20 protein-coding genes are annotated in these 14,681 nt (G+C 64.4%); 12 read left to right on the top strand and 8 right to left on the bottom strand.

Annotated features, from left to right (window positions below; genetic code table 11):
* The first annotated feature begins 119 nt into the window (after positions 1 to 119).
* On the top strand, positions 120 to 530 hold the full coding sequence (locus tag SFA35_RS04945) for an HPF/RaiA family ribosome-associated protein (protein ID WP_320575820.1): 411 nt from the start codon (positions 120 to 122) through the stop codon (positions 528 to 530).
* 213 nt (positions 531 to 743) lie between these two features.
* Entirely contained in the window at positions 744 to 1,052 is a 309-nt protein-coding gene (locus SFA35_RS04940; RefSeq protein WP_320575818.1) for a DUF3509 domain-containing protein, read from the top strand.
* Positions 1,053 to 1,170: 118 nt separating this feature from the next.
* Here the strand turns inward: SFA35_RS04940 and SFA35_RS04935 are convergent, their stop codons facing one another.
* Complete coding sequence (locus tag SFA35_RS04935; protein ID WP_320575816.1) at positions 1,171 to 1,659, bottom strand: phosphate-starvation-inducible protein PsiE; 489 nt, start codon at positions 1,657 to 1,659, stop codon at positions 1,171 to 1,173.
* Between the two features lie 274 nt (positions 1,660 to 1,933).
* Here SFA35_RS04935 and SFA35_RS04930 point away from each other — a divergent pair, with 274 nt between their 5' ends.
* Positions 1,934 to 2,185: a YebG family protein gene (locus SFA35_RS04930; RefSeq protein WP_320575815.1), complete on the top strand. Its 252-nt coding sequence runs from the start codon at positions 1,934 to 1,936 to the stop codon at positions 2,183 to 2,185.
* Between the two features lie 36 nt (positions 2,186 to 2,221).
* Here SFA35_RS04930 and SFA35_RS04925 read toward each other — a convergent pair whose 3' ends face one another.
* The gene (locus SFA35_RS04925; protein ID WP_320575812.1) at positions 2,222 to 3,244 is read right to left on the bottom strand and encodes a Leu/Phe/Val dehydrogenase; all 1,023 of its coding nucleotides are present in this window, start codon (positions 3,242 to 3,244) and stop codon (positions 2,222 to 2,224) included.
* 183 nt (positions 3,245 to 3,427) lie between these two features.
* On the opposite strand from SFA35_RS04925, the gene SFA35_RS04920 reads away from it, so the two are divergent.
* Positions 3,428 to 4,234, top strand: coding sequence for a SirB1 family protein (locus tag SFA35_RS04920; RefSeq protein WP_320575810.1), 807 nt, complete (start codon positions 3,428 to 3,430; stop codon positions 4,232 to 4,234).
* On the opposite strand, the gene fahA is transcribed toward SFA35_RS04920, so the two are convergent.
* From fahA to SFA35_RS04900, 4 genes are all read right to left on the bottom strand, one after another.
* Entirely contained in the window at positions 4,231 to 5,523 is a 1,293-nt protein-coding gene (fahA, locus tag SFA35_RS04915) for a fumarylacetoacetase (RefSeq protein WP_320575808.1), read from the bottom strand. The genes SFA35_RS04920 and fahA overlap by 4 nt on opposite strands.
* Positions 5,520 to 6,830 (bottom strand): homogentisate 1,2-dioxygenase, encoded by a 1,311-nt coding sequence (gene hmgA / locus SFA35_RS04910; protein ID WP_320575806.1) that lies wholly within the window; start codon positions 6,828 to 6,830, stop codon positions 5,520 to 5,522. Before hmgA ends, fahA begins: the two co-directional genes overlap by 4 nt.
* A gap of 362 nt (positions 6,831 to 7,192) precedes the next feature.
* Complete coding sequence (locus SFA35_RS04905) at positions 7,193 to 7,879, bottom strand: LrgB family protein (RefSeq protein WP_320575803.1); 687 nt, start codon at positions 7,877 to 7,879, stop codon at positions 7,193 to 7,195.
* Positions 7,869 to 8,210: a CidA/LrgA family protein gene (locus SFA35_RS04900; RefSeq protein ID WP_320578839.1), complete on the bottom strand. Its 342-nt coding sequence runs from the start codon at positions 8,208 to 8,210 to the stop codon at positions 7,869 to 7,871. Before SFA35_RS04900 ends, SFA35_RS04905 begins: the two co-directional genes overlap by 11 nt.
* Positions 8,211 to 8,402: 192 nt before the next feature.
* On the opposite strand from SFA35_RS04900, the gene SFA35_RS04895 reads away from it, so the two are divergent.
* Positions 8,403 to 9,284: a LysR family transcriptional regulator gene (locus tag SFA35_RS04895; RefSeq protein ID WP_320575801.1), complete on the top strand. Its 882-nt coding sequence runs from the start codon at positions 8,403 to 8,405 to the stop codon at positions 9,282 to 9,284.
* Here the strand turns inward: SFA35_RS04895 and SFA35_RS04890 are convergent.
* On the bottom strand, positions 9,279 to 9,734 hold the full coding sequence (locus SFA35_RS04890; RefSeq protein ID WP_320575799.1) for a flavodoxin: 456 nt from the start codon (positions 9,732 to 9,734) through the stop codon (positions 9,279 to 9,281). The two genes, SFA35_RS04895 and SFA35_RS04890, sit on opposite strands and share 6 nt — an antisense overlap.
* 148 nt (positions 9,735 to 9,882) lie before the next feature.
* On the opposite strand from SFA35_RS04890, the gene SFA35_RS04885 reads away from it, so the two are divergent.
* Together SFA35_RS04885 and SFA35_RS04880 are read left to right on the top strand one after the other, a co-directional pair.
* Positions 9,883 to 10,341, top strand: a complete 459-nt coding sequence (locus tag SFA35_RS04885) for a PAS domain-containing protein (protein WP_320575797.1) — start codon at positions 9,883 to 9,885, stop codon at positions 10,339 to 10,341.
* 68 nt (positions 10,342 to 10,409) lie between these two features.
* The gene (locus SFA35_RS04880) at positions 10,410 to 11,015 is read left to right on the top strand and encodes a hypothetical protein (RefSeq protein WP_320575794.1); all 606 of its coding nucleotides are present in this window, start codon (positions 10,410 to 10,412) and stop codon (positions 11,013 to 11,015) included.
* A gap of 9 nt (positions 11,016 to 11,024) precedes the next feature.
* On the opposite strand, the gene SFA35_RS04875 is transcribed toward SFA35_RS04880, so the two are convergent.
* Entirely contained in the window at positions 11,025 to 11,972 is a 948-nt protein-coding gene (locus tag SFA35_RS04875) for a MerR family transcriptional regulator (RefSeq protein WP_320575792.1), read from the bottom strand.
* Positions 11,973 to 12,213: 241 nt separating this feature from the next.
* Here SFA35_RS04875 and SFA35_RS04870 point away from each other — a divergent pair, with 241 nt between their 5' ends.
* Genes SFA35_RS04870 through SFA35_RS04850 form a run of 5 tightly spaced genes read left to right on the top strand, consistent with a single transcriptional unit; the run spans position 12,214 to position 14,606 of the window.
* Complete coding sequence (locus tag SFA35_RS04870) at positions 12,214 to 12,786, top strand: antibiotic biosynthesis monooxygenase (RefSeq protein ID WP_320575790.1); 573 nt, start codon at positions 12,214 to 12,216, stop codon at positions 12,784 to 12,786.
* Positions 12,787 to 12,834: 48 nt separating this feature from the next.
* Complete coding sequence (gene folM / locus SFA35_RS04865) at positions 12,835 to 13,542, top strand: dihydromonapterin reductase (protein WP_320575788.1); 708 nt, start codon at positions 12,835 to 12,837, stop codon at positions 13,540 to 13,542.
* 40 nt (positions 13,543 to 13,582) lie between these two features.
* The gene (gene folX / locus SFA35_RS04860; RefSeq protein ID WP_320575786.1) at positions 13,583 to 13,954 is read left to right on the top strand and encodes a dihydroneopterin triphosphate 2'-epimerase; all 372 of its coding nucleotides are present in this window, start codon (positions 13,583 to 13,585) and stop codon (positions 13,952 to 13,954) included.
* A 15-nt stretch (positions 13,955 to 13,969) separates the two neighbouring features.
* The gene (locus tag SFA35_RS04855) at positions 13,970 to 14,272 is read left to right on the top strand and encodes a DUF1244 domain-containing protein (RefSeq protein ID WP_320575783.1); all 303 of its coding nucleotides are present in this window, start codon (positions 13,970 to 13,972) and stop codon (positions 14,270 to 14,272) included.
* Entirely contained in the window at positions 14,265 to 14,606 is a 342-nt protein-coding gene (locus SFA35_RS04850) for a HopJ type III effector protein (RefSeq protein WP_320575781.1), read from the top strand. The genes SFA35_RS04855 and SFA35_RS04850 overlap by 8 nt, the downstream gene beginning before the upstream one ends.
* Positions 14,607 to 14,681: the final 75 nt, after the last annotated feature.

Raw genomic sequence — 14,681 nt, 5'->3', positions numbered from 1 at the left:
CAAATATTTATATGCATAAAGGGGTTGAATTGTCGGCGCCAGTGCCTGACCTTGTTAAGCAAGAGGCGCCTATTTCCCTCTGGCGAATCTCTTGTGAGCTAGCTGAATAAGGATTAACCATGCAAATCCAGGTCAATAGCGATAACCACATTCAAAACAGCAGCCGACTGGAAGACTGGGTCAGCAGTACTGTCCAGAGCTCTCTCGAACACTACGAAGAGGACCTCACCCGCGTCGAGGTCCACCTGAAGGATGAAAACGGCGACAAGCCAGGCACCCACGACAAGCGCTGCCAGATGGAAGCTCGCCCCAAGGGCCACCAGCCGGTGTCCGTGACCCACACCGCCGCCACCCTCGACCAGGCGGTGGAAGGCGCCGCGACCAAGCTCAACCACGCCCTGGAGCACTTGTTCGGCAAGCTGCGCAGCCCGCGCCGCGGTGCCGCCCTGCCCGCCAGCGAGCCGGGTGTCAGCGCCGATGCGCTGCTCGAAGAAGAATTTCTGGAAAACGAACAGGTCCTCAACAGCTGACCCTGAACGAGGAAAAAGGCGAGCTGCGGCTCGCCTTTTTTTTGGCGCACCAAAAGTTGACAGAAACGGCACGTGACTTGCTAGGTCTCTGACAGGAGCAAGTGACGTGTAATTGCCAGGAAGAGCAAACGACTCGTCAGTAGGTCTGGACGGCGAACTTATACCAAGTGCCCCCAGTCAATAACTGCAGGTCTTACTTACCAGGTGCGCCGCATGGATAACCCATTCCAGATCATCAGTGAAGCCTTCCAGCCCGAGTACCGGGTCAATCTGAGTATTCAGCGCCTGGACGGCAGCATCATGCTCACCCTGTCCAACGACAGCGGCGTGGTGGCCAAGCGCATGATCAGCGCTGCGCAGCGCAATGACCCCAAGCGTCTGTTGCGTTTGATCGAGAGCATCCAGTTCGGCATCGCTATCGAGCGCGGTCACAGCGCAGTGCAGTTGCTGGCCGCCATGACTGAAAGCGACTCACCCAAGGCCTGGTCCCGGGCCCAGCCACGCTTGGCAGCGGGCCTGTAAACACGACCGTTCGTCAGTAAAATCAAGCTATTACCGCGCCATCATCTGGCGCGGTAGCTTCGCCGAAATGCCCCATAACGACCCTCCCTGATGGATATTGGTGCGCCCGCGCCAGCCTCTACACCTCGCCCTTCTCCTCCGTGACCGCGCCTTTGACCGGGCTGTGCGGATCGGGAATCTTCGCCGACGGGTATTTCGCCGAGGCGTAACGCACCACCAGAATGGACAAGGCCAGCAGCAGGATCGCACCGGTCAGATAGACCACCCCCAAGTCCGCAGGGCCGTGGTGCGACACATCGGAAATCAGCAGCCGGGTCAGTGCGGTAATTGCCACGTACAGCAGGAAGCGCACAGGCATGTGGTTGGTCTTGAAGTAGATCCCGACCATGGCGCCCAGCTCCAGGTAGATGAACAGCAACAGAATGTCATCGACGCTGATGTGTCCCTTTTCGAGCATGTCGAGAAACGCCACCACGGCGGCCCAGGCCGTGACCGCGCCGATGGCGAACAGCGCCATGTAGTGAAAGCTCTCGACCAGCAGATTGCCCAGCGACTCCGCCAGGGCATGGACCCGGTGGCGCAGCGATTCGGCCCAGTTCATTTTCACGTATTGGCTTCCTTTGGCGATGGCGCCGCAGCCATTGCTGCGCACACCTGAACATTCTGCTGCCTGGACGCGATGCTTTGTGCAGGATTTGCAGGCAGACGCCGCGGCATTGCGCCGCAGCGCTGGTCAGAGGCGCGTTTTTGGCCTATGATCTTTACTGTACAAACAACCAGTAGTCTACAGTGACGGCTGGCAGGCATGACGACAACCCTTGCCGTCACAGGCCGAAACGGGACATCCCCCGCCCCTGGTGCACTTGAATACGAGGCCGAAAATGGCTGTTGAAACCCTGTATCGCAGTACCCGCGATTTGGAGACTACCTTCGTGGACCGCAAACTAGCCGACGCGCACGACCAGATGCTCGAGCTTGCCGAGATGCTCACCCAGGTCCTGCAGAAGAACGTACCGGGCCTGAGCGAAAAGCTGGCCGAAGACACCGGTATCTACATGGCCAAGAACCGCGCGGTGTTCGCCGCCGCGTTCAAGAGCAATGTCAGTGCGCTGAGCGAGCTGCAGGGGGAGTAAAGGGTGGGTCTTGCGAGCCTGGTCGCCGCGTTGCGATCAGCGCCCGTACAGCAACCGCTCCGCCAGCCGCTCCGCCACTACCGCCGGTGAACGCTTTTCCGCCTGGGCGTGGCCGAAGATCTCGGTCAGCCGCTTGGCGATCTGCGACAGGTGCCCGGTAATCGCCAGATGCGATTCACCGGCGTGGGTCAAGGCCACGTGAATCAGGCCGCCTGCATTGATCACATAATCCGGCGCATAGAGAATCCCGCGGGCTTCGAGCTGGTCCGCCACCTGCAGGCTGGTCAGTTGCGTGTTTGCGGCCCCTGCGACGGCGGCGCAGCGCAATTGCGCCACGCTCTGGCTGTTGAGCACCGCGCCCATGGCGCAGGGGGCGAAGATGTCGCAAGGGGTGGCCACCAGCGCCTCGCTGGCAATGGGGTGCGCGTTCAGCTGCTCCATGGCCAGGCGCAGCTTGCCCGGGTCGACGTCACTGACCAGCAGTTCGGCCCCAGCGGCATGCAGGTGTTCGGCCAAGGCGAATCCGACGCTGCCCAGGCCCTGCACGGCAATGCGCAGACCCTCCAGGTTGTCGCTGCCCAGGCGCGCCATGGCCGTGGCACGAATGCCGGCAAACACCCCCAGGGCGGTGTGCAGCGCCGGATCGCCATGGGCGCTGGTGCTGGTGACATGAGTGGTGGCCTGGGCGATGCAGTCCATGTCGACCCGCGAGGTGCCACTCTCGATAGCCGTGATGTACTGGCCGTCCAGGCTTTCGACAAAGCGGCCGAACGCTTCGAACAGCGCCGCGCGGTCGGCGACGTGGGCGTTGCGGATGATCACCGCCTTGCCGCCCCCCAACGGCAACCCGGCCAGCGCTGCCTTGTAGCTCATACCCTGGGCCAGACGAATGGCGTCGGCCATGGCGCTTTCATCGTCCGGGTAGGCCAGGTAACGACACCCACCCAACGCCGGGCCGCGGTCGCAGTTGTGAATGGCAATTACTGCACGCAGACCGGTCGCCGCGTCCACCGCCAGATGCAGGGCTTTACTGCGTGTGCTTTGCATGAGGGCGAACATGACCCGGCTCCCGAGCGCGCTGGGCGCAATTGTGTCGAAATCGTGTCAAAACAGTATAGGTGGCCATTGGCAAAGCATTTGTGCCCGACTGTCGAGGGAGCGCGCGGGACCCGCGCCGGCGACTGGACTAAACCCCGGTGGAGGGCTAAAAGGAGAGTAACTGCGCGACTGCGACGAGCCCCGATGAACCCACGCCAAGCCTTTCTAGCCTGCCTGCAACGCGGCCCTGCCGCAGTGTTCGAGGCGGCGTTGTGGATCGCCGTCGAGCACGACCCTGCGGTGCAACCGGCGCACTGCCTGGAGACCCTGAATGCGCTGCAGCGCGAGGTCAGCAGCGGGCTGCCGGCTTTGCCGCCCGGCGAACTGGGCCAACCGCTACTGCGCCGCCTGAGCGCCCTGGGCTTTCAGCAGGATGATCATCATCCCTTGCGGCCCCAGGCCGCACTCCTCGACCAGGTACTCGAACGGCGCCGCGGACAGCCGTTGGCGCTGGCCCTGATCAGCCTGGAGTTGGCCAGACGCCTGGGCATTCCCCTGGTCGGCGTGAATTTTCCTGGGCATTTCCTGCTGCGGGTGCCGGGCGCCGATCACCAGCTGGACCCCTGCGGCGGACGCCGTTTGTACCCCGCCGACTGCCGCGAGCTGCTGGCCCGGCAATTCGGTGCCAAGACGCCGCTGTTGGCCGATCATCTGCGCGAAGCGCAGGGGCCGCAGATATTGCAACGCCTGTCACGCAACCTGCGCCAGCTGCACAGCAGCCATGACGACGAAATCGCGGCCCTCAAGGATGCCGAGCGGGTGCTGGCGATCCCGCCTGCCACCGCCGGCGATTTTCTCGCCCGTGCCGGGCTTTACCAGCGGCTCGATTGCCCGCAGGCCGAGCGCTTCGACCTCGAACACGCACTGCTGCTCAGCGACGATCCGTTGCAGCGCCTGCGCCTGACCGCGCGGCTGAGCCAGCTGCCTACCACCCCGACCTCGATACACTAGGCACGCTCCCCCAGACCCTGGACGCGCCCGCGGCACTCGCCAAAACCGATGGAGGCATAGCCTTCGCGGTGGCAGCGACCGCGCAGGATGATCTCGTCGCCGTCTTCGAGAAAGCGCCGCGCTTCACCCGAGGCCAGTTGCAGGGCGACCTTGCCACCCTGGGTCATCTCCAGCAGGCTGCCGTACTGCCCCGGCTGGGCACCGGACAAGGTGCCGCTGCCGAACAGATCGCCCGGCTGCAGCTGGCAGCCATTGCTGCTGTGGTGGGCCAGCAACTGCGCGACCGTCCAGTACATGGCCAGGGTGCTGCTCTGGCTCAGCCGCTCGGCCGGCAGGCCGACGCTGCGCATGTGCGCGGTGCTGATCCACACCTGCAGGTCGATGGCCAGGGCGCCTCGGGCCTGATCGTGCTCGTCCCACAGATAGGGCAGCGGCTGCGGGTCGCCGTGAGGGCGCGACGGCTGTGCGCAGCGAAACGGCGCCAGGGCTTCGGGGGTGACCACCCAAGGCGAGATCGAGGTGATGAAACTCTTCGACAGGAATGGCCCCAGAGGCTGGTACTCCCAGGCCTGGATGTCGCGCGCCGACCAGTCGTTGAGCAGGCAGTAACCGGCTACGTGTTCGCCCGCTCGGCCGATCGGCAGCGGTTCGCCCAAGGCATTGCCGGGGCCGATCCACACGCCCAGCTCCAGCTCGAAATCCAGCCGCGCCGTGGCGGCCAGGGTCGGTTCGCCCTGCCCGGCGGGCAGGCTCTGGCCGCGTGGCCGCGGCACTGGATGGCCAGAGGCGCGCAGGGTCGAGGCGCGGCCGTGGTAGCCGATGGGCACAAATTTATAGTTGGGCAACAGAGGATTGTCTGGGCGAAACAAAGCACCGACATTTTTCGCATGCTCGATGCCAACGTAGAAGTCGGTGTAGTCGCCGACCCGCGCCGGCATGTGCAAGCTGCAGTCGGCGCTGTCGAGCAGGCAGCATTCAACGCGAGCGCGCTGCTGGCTGGTCTCCTCGAGCAGCTCCTGCAACTGTTGACGCAAGGCCAGCCGCGGGCCCTGGCCCATGGCGAAGAAGGCATTGAGGGTACCGCCGGCCATGGCGGCGACGGCATCGGCGGCCAGGCCATAAAGCAAGCCACGGGCCAGCAACGCGGGCAGATCGAGGATGCTGTCGCCGATCGCCACGCCAACCCGCGGGGCTGCCCCACCATGGCTGAACACGCCGTAAGGGAGGTTCTGCAGCGGAAAGTCGGCGTGACCGTTGGCCGTTTCCAGCCAGCTGCGGGCACCGTTCATGAAGGGCTCCAGTCGGGGTCGAAGGTGCTCGGCAGGCCCGCCCAGCACGCGTCGTAGTCGGCCTGGCGCTGCGCACACTGCATGGCAAAACGCGTGGGGCGCAGTACCTGGTGGGTCTCGAACATGAACGCCATGGTCTGGTCGACCTTCTGCGGTTGCAGCTCGGCGGCGATGGCCCGTGCGCAGGTTTCGCGGTCCGGGCCGTGGGCGCTCATGCAACTGTGCAGCGAGGCGCCGCCGGGCACGAAGCCCTCGGCCTTGGCATCGTAGACGCCTTGGATCAGGCCCATGTACTCGTTCATCAGGTTGCGATGAAACCAGGGCGGGCGAAAGGTCTTCTCGGCCACCAGCCAACGCGGCGGAAAGATCACGAAGTCCATGTTGGCCTGGCCCGGCACGCTGCCGGGTGAGGTCAACACGGTGAAGATCGACGGGTCCGGGTGGTCGAAGCTGATGCTGCCCAGGGTGTTGAAGCAGCGCAAATCGTAGCGCAGGGGCACATGGCTGCCGTGCCAGGCCACCACGTCGAAGGGTGAATGCTGCAGCTGGCAGCCCCACAGCTGGCCGTGGAATTTCTGTACCAGCGCTACCGCGCCCTGGCGGTCCTCGAAGTGGGCCACCGGGGCCTGGAAGTCCCGCGGGTTGGCCAGGCCGTTGCTGCCGATCGGGCCCAGGTCCGGCAGGCGCAGGGGCGCGCCATGGTTCTCTGCCAGATAGCCGCGGGCCTCGCCATCGAGCAACTCGACGCGAAACTTCAGGCCGCGAGGCAACAGGGCAATCTGCAACGGCTCGACCTCCAGCACGCCCAGTTCGGTGACGATGCGCAGGCGCCCGGCCTGGGGCACCAGGAGCAGCTCGCCATCAGCGTCATAGAACACCCGCTGCATCGACTGGTTGGCGGCGTAATGGTAGAGGCTGACGCCACCGGGCTGATCGGCATCGGCATTGGCCGCCATGGCTACCCAGCCGTCGATGAAGTCGGTGGGCGCCTCGGGCATGGGCAAGGGGTTCCAGCGCAGGCGATTGGGATTGCCCGGGCCCAGGCCAACGCCTTGCAGCTGGCGGTGCAGCGGTACGAAGCCCGGGTGCAGGGCCGAGGGCCGGATGCGGTACAGCCAGGTACGGCGCGCCTCGTGGCGCGGCATGGTGAAGGCGGTACCGCTCAATTGTTCGGCGTACAGCCCGTAGGGCGCACGCTGCGGTGAGTTCTGGCCGCTGGGCAAGGCGCCGGGCAGCGCTTCGCTGGCGAATTGGTTGGCGAAACCGGACTGGTAACGCAGAGGACTGGCAGTAAAGTCTTGGGGCATGGGACATCTCCCGAGATTCTTTTTGTTATGGGAGTATCTTGCTGGAGGTCGGTCGCTGGCCGCAACCCTTGGATCCCAGCATTGGCAGAATCACTGTTGCGCAGACTGTAACAGAGCATGTCGCAAACCACGGTATTTCGCCGACATGGCCACACCTATAATGACCACCACATTCAGGGCCGCCCCTACAGCCCTTGATTCATCTGCGCCTGACGCCTTTCAACCGGTAGCGAAGGGTTGTGCAACGGCACGCAGAGCACCCTGTTCACCGACGTTGTTTTGAAGCTCCTTGACCAACGTCTTGCTTGGCCGCTGTGTAATCACAGCGGCCTTTTTTATGCCCATCGCCAACTGGCTCGCCGTCAGATCAGCGCTTGGAGCAATGGCGCGGCGAACAGGTTGAGCAGGCCGGTCAGAACCATCACCAGGCCGGCCACCGAGCCCTCCTCCTTACCCACCTCCTGCGCACGACTGACCCCGGCGCCATGGGCGCCGACACCGAACAGCGCGCCGCGGGCCAAGGGGCTTTGCAGGGGCAGCCACTTGAGCAGAATGCCGCCGAGCATGGCGCCGAACACGCCAGTGAACATCACGAATACCGCTGTCAGCTCCGGCACGCCGCCCAGGTCGTGGGCCAGGGGCATGGCGAACGGCGTGGTGATCGAGCGCGGCACCAGCGACAGGCTCACCGAGTTGTCCAGGGCCAGCGCCCGGGCCAGCCACCAGGAGCTGGCGATGGACGCCGCACTGCCCGCCAGCATGCCCAGCAGCAACGCCGACCAGTGCCGTGCCAGCAGGGCCCGCTGCTGCCAGATGGGCACGGCAAAGGCCACAGTGACAGGCCCCAGGACCAGCATCAGCCAGTGGGTGTTGCGCGAATATTCGGCGTAGGCAGTGTGCATCGGCGCGGCGATCGCCAGCAGTACCGTGGGCACCAGGATCAGCGGCGAGAAGAGGTAGCGGCGGGTGCGCCGGTACAGCCAGCGGCTGCCGACATAGGCCAGCAGGGTCAGCGCGAGCCAGAACATCGGCATGGGTTCAAACGTCACGGCGGGTCTTCCAGCGGCAGGCGTATTCAACGGTCAAAGCGGTCACCAGCATCACGGTCAGAGTGCTGACGGCGATCACCAGCATGATCCGCCAGCCTTGGTTGCGGGCCAGGGCGCCGTAGTCGAGCAGGCTCATCAAGGCAGGAATGAAGAACAGCAACATCTCGGCCATCAGCCAGCCAGCGCCCAATTGCAACACGGCCGGGCGAATCAGCCCGCTGGCGAACGCCAGCAGCAACAGCGCCAGGCCCACCACGCCACCGGGAATAGGCCAGTGCAGCCAAGCTGCGAGCTGGCCGCCCAGCAGGTAGAGACCGAGCAGTACCAACATCTCGGCAACGACTCGCGCGAATTTTTTCACCCTGGCCACCTTGTCTGCACTCAGGCGTCCGTCGCCCGAGTCACGGCCAGTGTAAAGAGACCGGTTCCATGTCTTAAACGAATTGTTAGACTGCCTCGCATTCCATAATGGAATCGCGACACCGAACAACCCACCGCCTCAATTGATTGGGAGACGCTTGCTGTGGAATTCAAACACTTGCGCACCTTCAGCGAGGTCATGCGCCAGGGCGGCTTCACCCAGGCCGCCAGCGTGCTCAATATCAGCCAGTCGGCCGTGAGCAAGCAGATCGCCCAGCTGGAGCACAGCCTGGGCACCCCGCTACTCGAGCGCCAGGGCTCACACCTGCTGCTGACGGCGGCCGGAAGCGTGGTGCTCAAGCGCGGCGAGGCGATGCTGCGCCTGCGCGGCGAGTTGCAGCGCGAGCTCGACGACCTCAGCCAGATGGCTCGCGGCGAGCTGCGCCTGGGCCTGCCCCTGCTGGGCAGCGATATGTTGTTCGCCCAATTGTTCGCCGAATATCGCCGGCGCTATCCGAACATCCAGGTGCACCTGATCGAAGGCGGCAGCCTGGTCATCGAAAAAGCGGTGCTCAATGGCGAGCTGGAGCTGGGCGGCAGCTTGACGCCCCACGACCCGGCATTCGCCTTCCAGCCATTCTGCAACGAGCCACTCGACGTCCTGCTGCCGGCCATTCATCCATTGGCCGATAACCGCGAGGTGCGCCTGGCCGAGCTCGCCGAAACGCCCTTCCTGATGTACCAGCGCAGCTTCGTGCTCAACGAACGCCTGGTCCAGGCCTGTCAGCGCCAGGGCTTCACCCCTCGCGAAGGCGGGCGCAGCGGCCAGGCCGACTTTCTCGCCGCGCTGGTCGCCGCCGGCCAGGGCGTGGTGCTGCTACCCAGCGTCGTCGCGCGGGCGCTGGTGCGGCCTGGGGTGGTGCGCCTGACCCTGACCGAGCCCGACGAATTGCGCTGGGACATTGCCTTTATCTGGCGCCAGGGCGCCTATCTGTCGCGCGCCGCACAGGCTTGGCTGGAGCTGCTGGCAGAACGCCGGTCATGACCTCAGCGCCGCCGCGAACTGCGCCAGCCAAGGCTCGGCGTCGGTTTCCGGGGTGACCGACTCACTGGCGTCCAGGCGCAGCATCGGCGATACCTCGCGCACCCCAAGCTCGGTGAACAGCTCGCGCATCTGCTCGCCGCCGCCGCAATAGGTATCCCCATAGCTGGCATCGCCCAGACCGATCACCCCGCCAGGCAAGCCGCGCAGCGCCGCCGGCAGGCTGTCGCGCAGCGCGGCATACAGAGGTTGCAGGTCGTCGGGCAACTCACCCATGCCGGTGGTCGAGGTGACCGCCAGCAGCGCCTGGGGCTCGGCGGCCAGCAGTTGCTCGAGCGACAGGCGGGGGCTGAAGAGCGCCTGCAACCCAGCTTCCTCGAGCAGCTTCTGGGCGTGGCGTGCGACTTCTTCGGCAGTGCCGTACACGGAGCCGGAAATTATGGCGACTTTCATTGCGAACGATCCTGGGCAGTGGGCAGGCGACGGATATTATCATTCCCGGCGCCACCAGACGGGGGGCGTCGAGTTCAGCAGTTTGAACAATAACCGACGACGTCCGTCATAATGGCAACATGCCTTGATGACACCTCGCAGGATTCACATGATCAATGCCAAGCTGCTGCAACTTGTGATCGACGCCTCTGACGACGGCATCGTGGTCGCCGAACAGGAAGGTGAAGACAACATCCTCATCTATGCGAACCCGGCTTTCGAACGCATGACCGGCTACAGCGGCGCGGAGATCCTCTACCGCGACTGTCGCTTCCTGCAGAATGGTGAAGCCGACCCCCAGGTGCTCAAGGTACTGCGCCAGGCCATCGACCAGGGCAAACCGGCCCGGCAGATCTTGCGCAACTACCGCAAGGACGGCACTTCTTTCTGGAACGAGCTGTCGATCACCCCTGTTTACAATGAAGCTGACCAGCTTATGTATTACGTCGGGATACAGAAAGATGTCAGCGAACAGGTGGCTGCCCAGCAGCGCATCGGCGAGCTGGAGCGCCAGCTGCAGGCTGCTCATGAAGACATTCGGCGGCTGCAAGGTGACGAACGGCGATAACTTGTGTTTCCATTTGTTGTCTAAATCAGCGTAAAACCGTCTTTCAATTGCCCTGTTCGAGTCTGTCCATGGAACCCGAAGCACTCCTGACCCAGGATGAGCTGGACTTCATCAAGAAGATGCAGCACAACCCGCAGTTCAATCTGGGGGATGCCAGCCCGAGCCTGACCGTCAATGGCGGCTTGCAGGTCAAGGACCTGCTCACCCGCCTGGCGGCTCACGAGCAGGTGACCATCCAGGCGCAGTTCGAGAACCAGCAGATGAGCTTTCCGCTGGAACTGGTGGAAGACGAGTTCCATGCCGTGCACCTTCACCTGGGTGCACCGAGCATCTACGAAGACGGCCCGATGGTGCGCCCTTGGCGCTTGACCCTGGCCTCGCCGGTGGCCCTGCGGGACGACCTGGGCTTGAGCACGGATTTTCTGGTGCGCGAAATTTCCTTCAAGGGCGTGCTGCTCGAACTGGACCCCGAAACCCCGCCGCCGGTAGAGTTCTCGTTGTGGTTCTGCCCCGACGGCCACGCGCCGATGGCCCTCAATGGCACGCTGGAGCGGACCAAGGCCAAGGGCCTGGCGGCCTACCGTCTGAGCCAGAGCGACGCCGGGGAGACCGAGCGGCTACGCCAATACATCCTGCAACAGCACCAGCTCAGCCACCCCGACCTGCACGTCTGAGGCTCCACCTCAACTGTCCAGGTGCCCTTCGAGAAATTGCTGCAAGCGCCGCTGCATGAAGCGTCCGTCGCTGCCCAGACAGACGATGGGCGCGCCCACGAAGCTGTCATGCGCCAGCTCCGACAGCTCGCCGGCCAGCAATAGCGGGCACTCCAGCGACAGCGCCAGACGTGCCCAGCCCTTGCCGGCATCGGTTGCCGGCGGATGGGTTGAATACAACACCAGCGCCTCGGGGCGGACCTTGTCGCAGATCAGGCTGAGCTCTTCCAGCGGCTGGCCGAACGGCAGCACCCGCACCTCGATGTCGCCGCTCACCAGCATCAGCCCGGCCACCAGCAGCTCCAGTTCGCGGCATTCTCCAGGCACAGCGGCCACCAGCACGCGCCCCAGGTGGGCTGGCAGCCCGTTGTGCAGCTGCAGACGCTGCAGGGTGCGCCCACGCAGAAAGCCGTCCAGCAGCAGCCATTCGCTCAGCTGGCCGAACCGCTCGCGCTCGGCCAGCAGCTGCACCCAGACCGGCATGAAGATCTCCTGGAACACCACCACCAGCGGGTAACTGGAAAATATCTGGCCGTAGACCTGCTCCAGCAGGCGCTCGTCGAACTCACCCACGGCGCGGCGCACGCGTGCCTGCCACTCGGCCCATTCACCTGGTGCCGTGCTGGGGTCCGGCGCCTGGCTGCGCAGGCTTTCACTGCGGGCCAGGATGCGCTCGACCTTGCCCACCGGCACGCCGCGTTCGATCCAGCCAAGAATCTGTCGAACCTCTTCGATGTTGGCCTGGGAGTACAAGCGGTGCCCGCTTTCGGTGCGGATGGGCTGAACCAGGCCATAACGGCGTTCCCAGGCCCGCAGGGTGACCGGGTTGATGCCGGTCAGGCGCGACACTTCGCGAATCGGCAACAGCTCCTGGCCAGAATCGTCAGGGCTGATTGCCGGGGCTGCAGAATCATTCATCGTCAGGCAAACCAGGGGTCTTGAGGGCAGTCGAGCATTCTAGCGCCGTCAGTCGGTCGGCTGCACCGCTGTTTGTCAGAAGAAAGCTGCCACTTCGCCGCCGGATCAGGAATAATCCTTGCTTGGACTTGACCGCTATCGACGCGGCAACCCCGCTTGCCATTGCACACGCAGCCCATCACCCCGGCGCTGCGTATGAAGAGCCGCCCTACCCGGGCAGCTACGCCAAGGAGATTCACCCATGTCTACCGCACCCGTCACCCTGATGGTGGCACGTCGCGCCGCCCACGGCCGTTACCACGACCTGATCGCCTGGCTGCATGAAGGCGAACACCTGGCCACCGACTTCCCTGGCTACCTTGGCTCCGGTGTCCTCGCGCCACCGCCCGAAGACGACGAATTCCAGATCATCTTCCGTTTTGCCGACGAGACCACCCTGCACGCCTGGGAGCATTCGGCTTCGCGCCAGGCCTGGCTGGCCCGCGGCGCCGGGCTGTTCGCGCAACCCTCGGAGCACCGCGTCAAGGGCATCGACAACTGGTTTGCCAGCAACGACCTGCAGCGCCCGCCGCGCTGGAAGCAGGCCGTGGCGATCTGGGTGGCGTTTTTCCCGGTGTCGCTGCTGTTCAACTTTGTCTTCGGCCATTGGCTGGCCGAGCTGCCCCTGGTCAGCAGAATCTTCTTCAGCACCCTGGCCTTGACGCCGCTGATGGTGTTCTTCTTCATTCCGCTTTCCACCCACCTGCTGGCCGGCTGGCTGCATCCGGCGCCTACCCGCGCCCTGCGCGACGCGGCAGCGAGCCACGGGGGCTAGGCGGCGGTATGGTATAACGGAGCCTCAGCCTCCCGAGACCCAATGCGCATGCCCAGCCCTGCCCCTGTCCTGATTACTGGCGCCGGCCAGCGCATCGGCCTGTATTGCGCCAAGCGCTTGCTGGCCGAAGGCCAAGCGGTCATCGCCAGTTACCGTCATGAACGCCCGGGCGTGCAGGAGCTGCGCGAGCTGGGCGCCACGTTGCTGCCCGCCGACTTCAGCAATGAGGCCGGCATCCTGGCGTTCATCGACCGGCTCAAGGGCCACACCGACAGCCTGCGGGCGATCGTTCACAACGCCTCCAGCTGGCAGGCAGAGGTGGCCGGCCAGGAGGCCGCCGCCATGACCGAGATGCTCGGTGTGCATGTGCTGGCGCCCTACCTGATCAACCTGCGCTGCAGCGAGCTGCTGCGCGCCAGCGAGCCGGCCGATATCATCCATATCAGCGACGATGTGGTGCGCAAGGGCAGCCCCCGGCACATCGCCTACTGCGCCAGCAAGGCTGCGCTGGAGAGCCTGACGCTGTCCTTCGCCGCCCGCCTGGCGCCGGCCATCAAGGTCAACGGCATTGCCCCGGCGCTGATCCTGTTCAACCCAGAAGACGACGCCGCCTACCGCACCCGGGCGCTGGCCAAGTCCGCGCTGGGAATCGAGCCGGGCAGCGAAGTCGTCTATCAGAGCCTGCGCTATCTGCTCGACAACCCTTACGTGACCGGCACCACCTTGACCGTGAACGGCGGCCGGCACGTAAAATAGCCGTCTACCTTCAGCCCTATCGATCGAACGGAGCAATGCCATGCCGCAACTGCAACCAGGAATGGCACGCATCCGGGTCAAGGACCTGCGACTGCGTACGTTCATCGGCATCAACGAGGACGAGATCCTCAACAAGCAGGACGTGCTGATCAACCTGACCATCCTGTATGCCGCGCAGGAAGCGGTGCGCGATAACGACATCGACCACGCCCTGAACTACCGCACCATCACCAAGGCAGTGATCCAGCACGTCGAAGGCAACCGCTTCGCCTTGCTCGAACGCTTGACCCAGGAGCTGCTGGACCTGGTCATGAGCCATGAAGCGGTGCTGTATGCCGAGGTCGAGGTGGACAAACCCCATGCGCTGCGATTCGCCGAGTCGGTGTCGATCACCCTCGCCGCGCAGCGCTGAACCGGAGAAACACACATGCCTTTACAAGATCAGCAGCGCCTGGAACTCGAAGCCGCTGCCTTTCGCCGCCTGGTCGAACATCTGGGCCAGCGCACCGATGTGCAGAACATCGACCTGATGAACCTCTCGGGCTTCTGCCGCAACTGCCTGTCGAAATGGTACAAGGCCGCCGCCGACGACCGTCAGCTCGACCTCAGCCTGGATGAGGCCCGCGAGGTGGTTTACGGCATGCCTTACGCCGAGTGGAAGGCCCAGTACCAGAAAGAAGCCAGCACCGAACAGCAGCAGGCGTTCGCCCAAGGAAAACCCCATGACTGATCTGTCCAGTTTCAAGACCCGCCTTGCCAGCGGCGAGCACGCATTCGCCGATACCCTGGCTTTTGTGACCGAACACTATGATTACCAGCCGCAGGCCTTTCGCAACGGCGAGCTGGACAACGCTGCCGGACAGAACGAGGGCTCGTGCAAGACCCTGGGCATGGCCGTGCTGGAAGGTTTGAGTGATGAGCAGGCATTGCTGGCGTTCGGCGAGCACTACCGCAGCGTGCTGGCAACGCCGCAGGGCAGCGACCACGGCAATATTCGCAACCTGATCGCCCATGGCCTGGCGGGGGTAGTTTTTGCGGCTCAGCCTCTCAAGCGCAAAGGCTGACAATTTGGCAGGGGGCCACGCCCCCCCCCCCCGAGGGCCGCAGCCGGTTTGAGCGGTGGTGTGGCAGGTGAAACC

The organism is Pseudomonas sp. HR96 (genome assembly GCF_034059295.1).
In the GTDB taxonomy this organism is placed as follows: domain Bacteria; phylum Pseudomonadota; class Gammaproteobacteria; order Pseudomonadales; family Pseudomonadaceae; genus Aquipseudomonas.
The sequence above is the reverse complement of the archived record's forward strand: the minus strand, read 5'-3'. Positions and strand labels throughout refer to the sequence as shown.

Coding starts and splice junctions, on each gene's coding strand:
- SFA35_RS04850 (WP_320575781.1), top strand. CDS start 14,265: ATGACTGATCTGTCCAGTTTCAAGACCCGCCTTGCCAGCGGCGAGCAC.
- folM (WP_320575788.1), top strand. CDS start 12,835: ATGCCCAGCCCTGCCCCTGTCCTGATTACTGGCGCCGGCCAGCGCATC.
- SFA35_RS04925 (WP_320575812.1), bottom strand. CDS start 3,244: ATGTTCGCCCTCATGCAAAGCACACGCAGTAAAGCCCTGCATCTGGCG.
- SFA35_RS04930 (WP_320575815.1), top strand. CDS start 1,934: ATGGCTGTTGAAACCCTGTATCGCAGTACCCGCGATTTGGAGACTACC.
- SFA35_RS04870 (WP_320575790.1), top strand. CDS start 12,214: ATGTCTACCGCACCCGTCACCCTGATGGTGGCACGTCGCGCCGCCCAC.
- hmgA (WP_320575806.1), bottom strand. CDS start 6,830: ATGCCCCAAGACTTTACTGCCAGTCCTCTGCGTTACCAGTCCGGTTTC.
- SFA35_RS04890 (WP_320575799.1), bottom strand. CDS start 9,734: ATGAAAGTCGCCATAATTTCCGGCTCCGTGTACGGCACTGCCGAAGAA.
- SFA35_RS04945 (WP_320575820.1), top strand. CDS start 120: ATGCAAATCCAGGTCAATAGCGATAACCACATTCAAAACAGCAGCCGA.
- SFA35_RS04900 (WP_320578839.1), bottom strand. CDS start 8,210: ATGTTGGTACTGCTCGGTCTCTACCTGCTGGGCGGCCAGCTCGCAGCT.
- SFA35_RS04855 (WP_320575783.1), top strand. CDS start 13,970: ATGCCTTTACAAGATCAGCAGCGCCTGGAACTCGAAGCCGCTGCCTTT.
- fahA (WP_320575808.1), bottom strand. CDS start 5,523: ATGAACGGTGCCCGCAGCTGGCTGGAAACGGCCAACGGTCACGCCGAC.
- SFA35_RS04940 (WP_320575818.1), top strand. CDS start 744: ATGGATAACCCATTCCAGATCATCAGTGAAGCCTTCCAGCCCGAGTAC.
- SFA35_RS04885 (WP_320575797.1), top strand. CDS start 9,883: ATGATCAATGCCAAGCTGCTGCAACTTGTGATCGACGCCTCTGACGAC.
- SFA35_RS04920 (WP_320575810.1), top strand. CDS start 3,428: ATGAACCCACGCCAAGCCTTTCTAGCCTGCCTGCAACGCGGCCCTGCC.
- SFA35_RS04875 (WP_320575792.1), bottom strand. CDS start 11,972: ATGAATGATTCTGCAGCCCCGGCAATCAGCCCTGACGATTCTGGCCAG.
- folX (WP_320575786.1), top strand. CDS start 13,583: ATGCCGCAACTGCAACCAGGAATGGCACGCATCCGGGTCAAGGACCTG.
- SFA35_RS04880 (WP_320575794.1), top strand. CDS start 10,410: ATGGAACCCGAAGCACTCCTGACCCAGGATGAGCTGGACTTCATCAAG.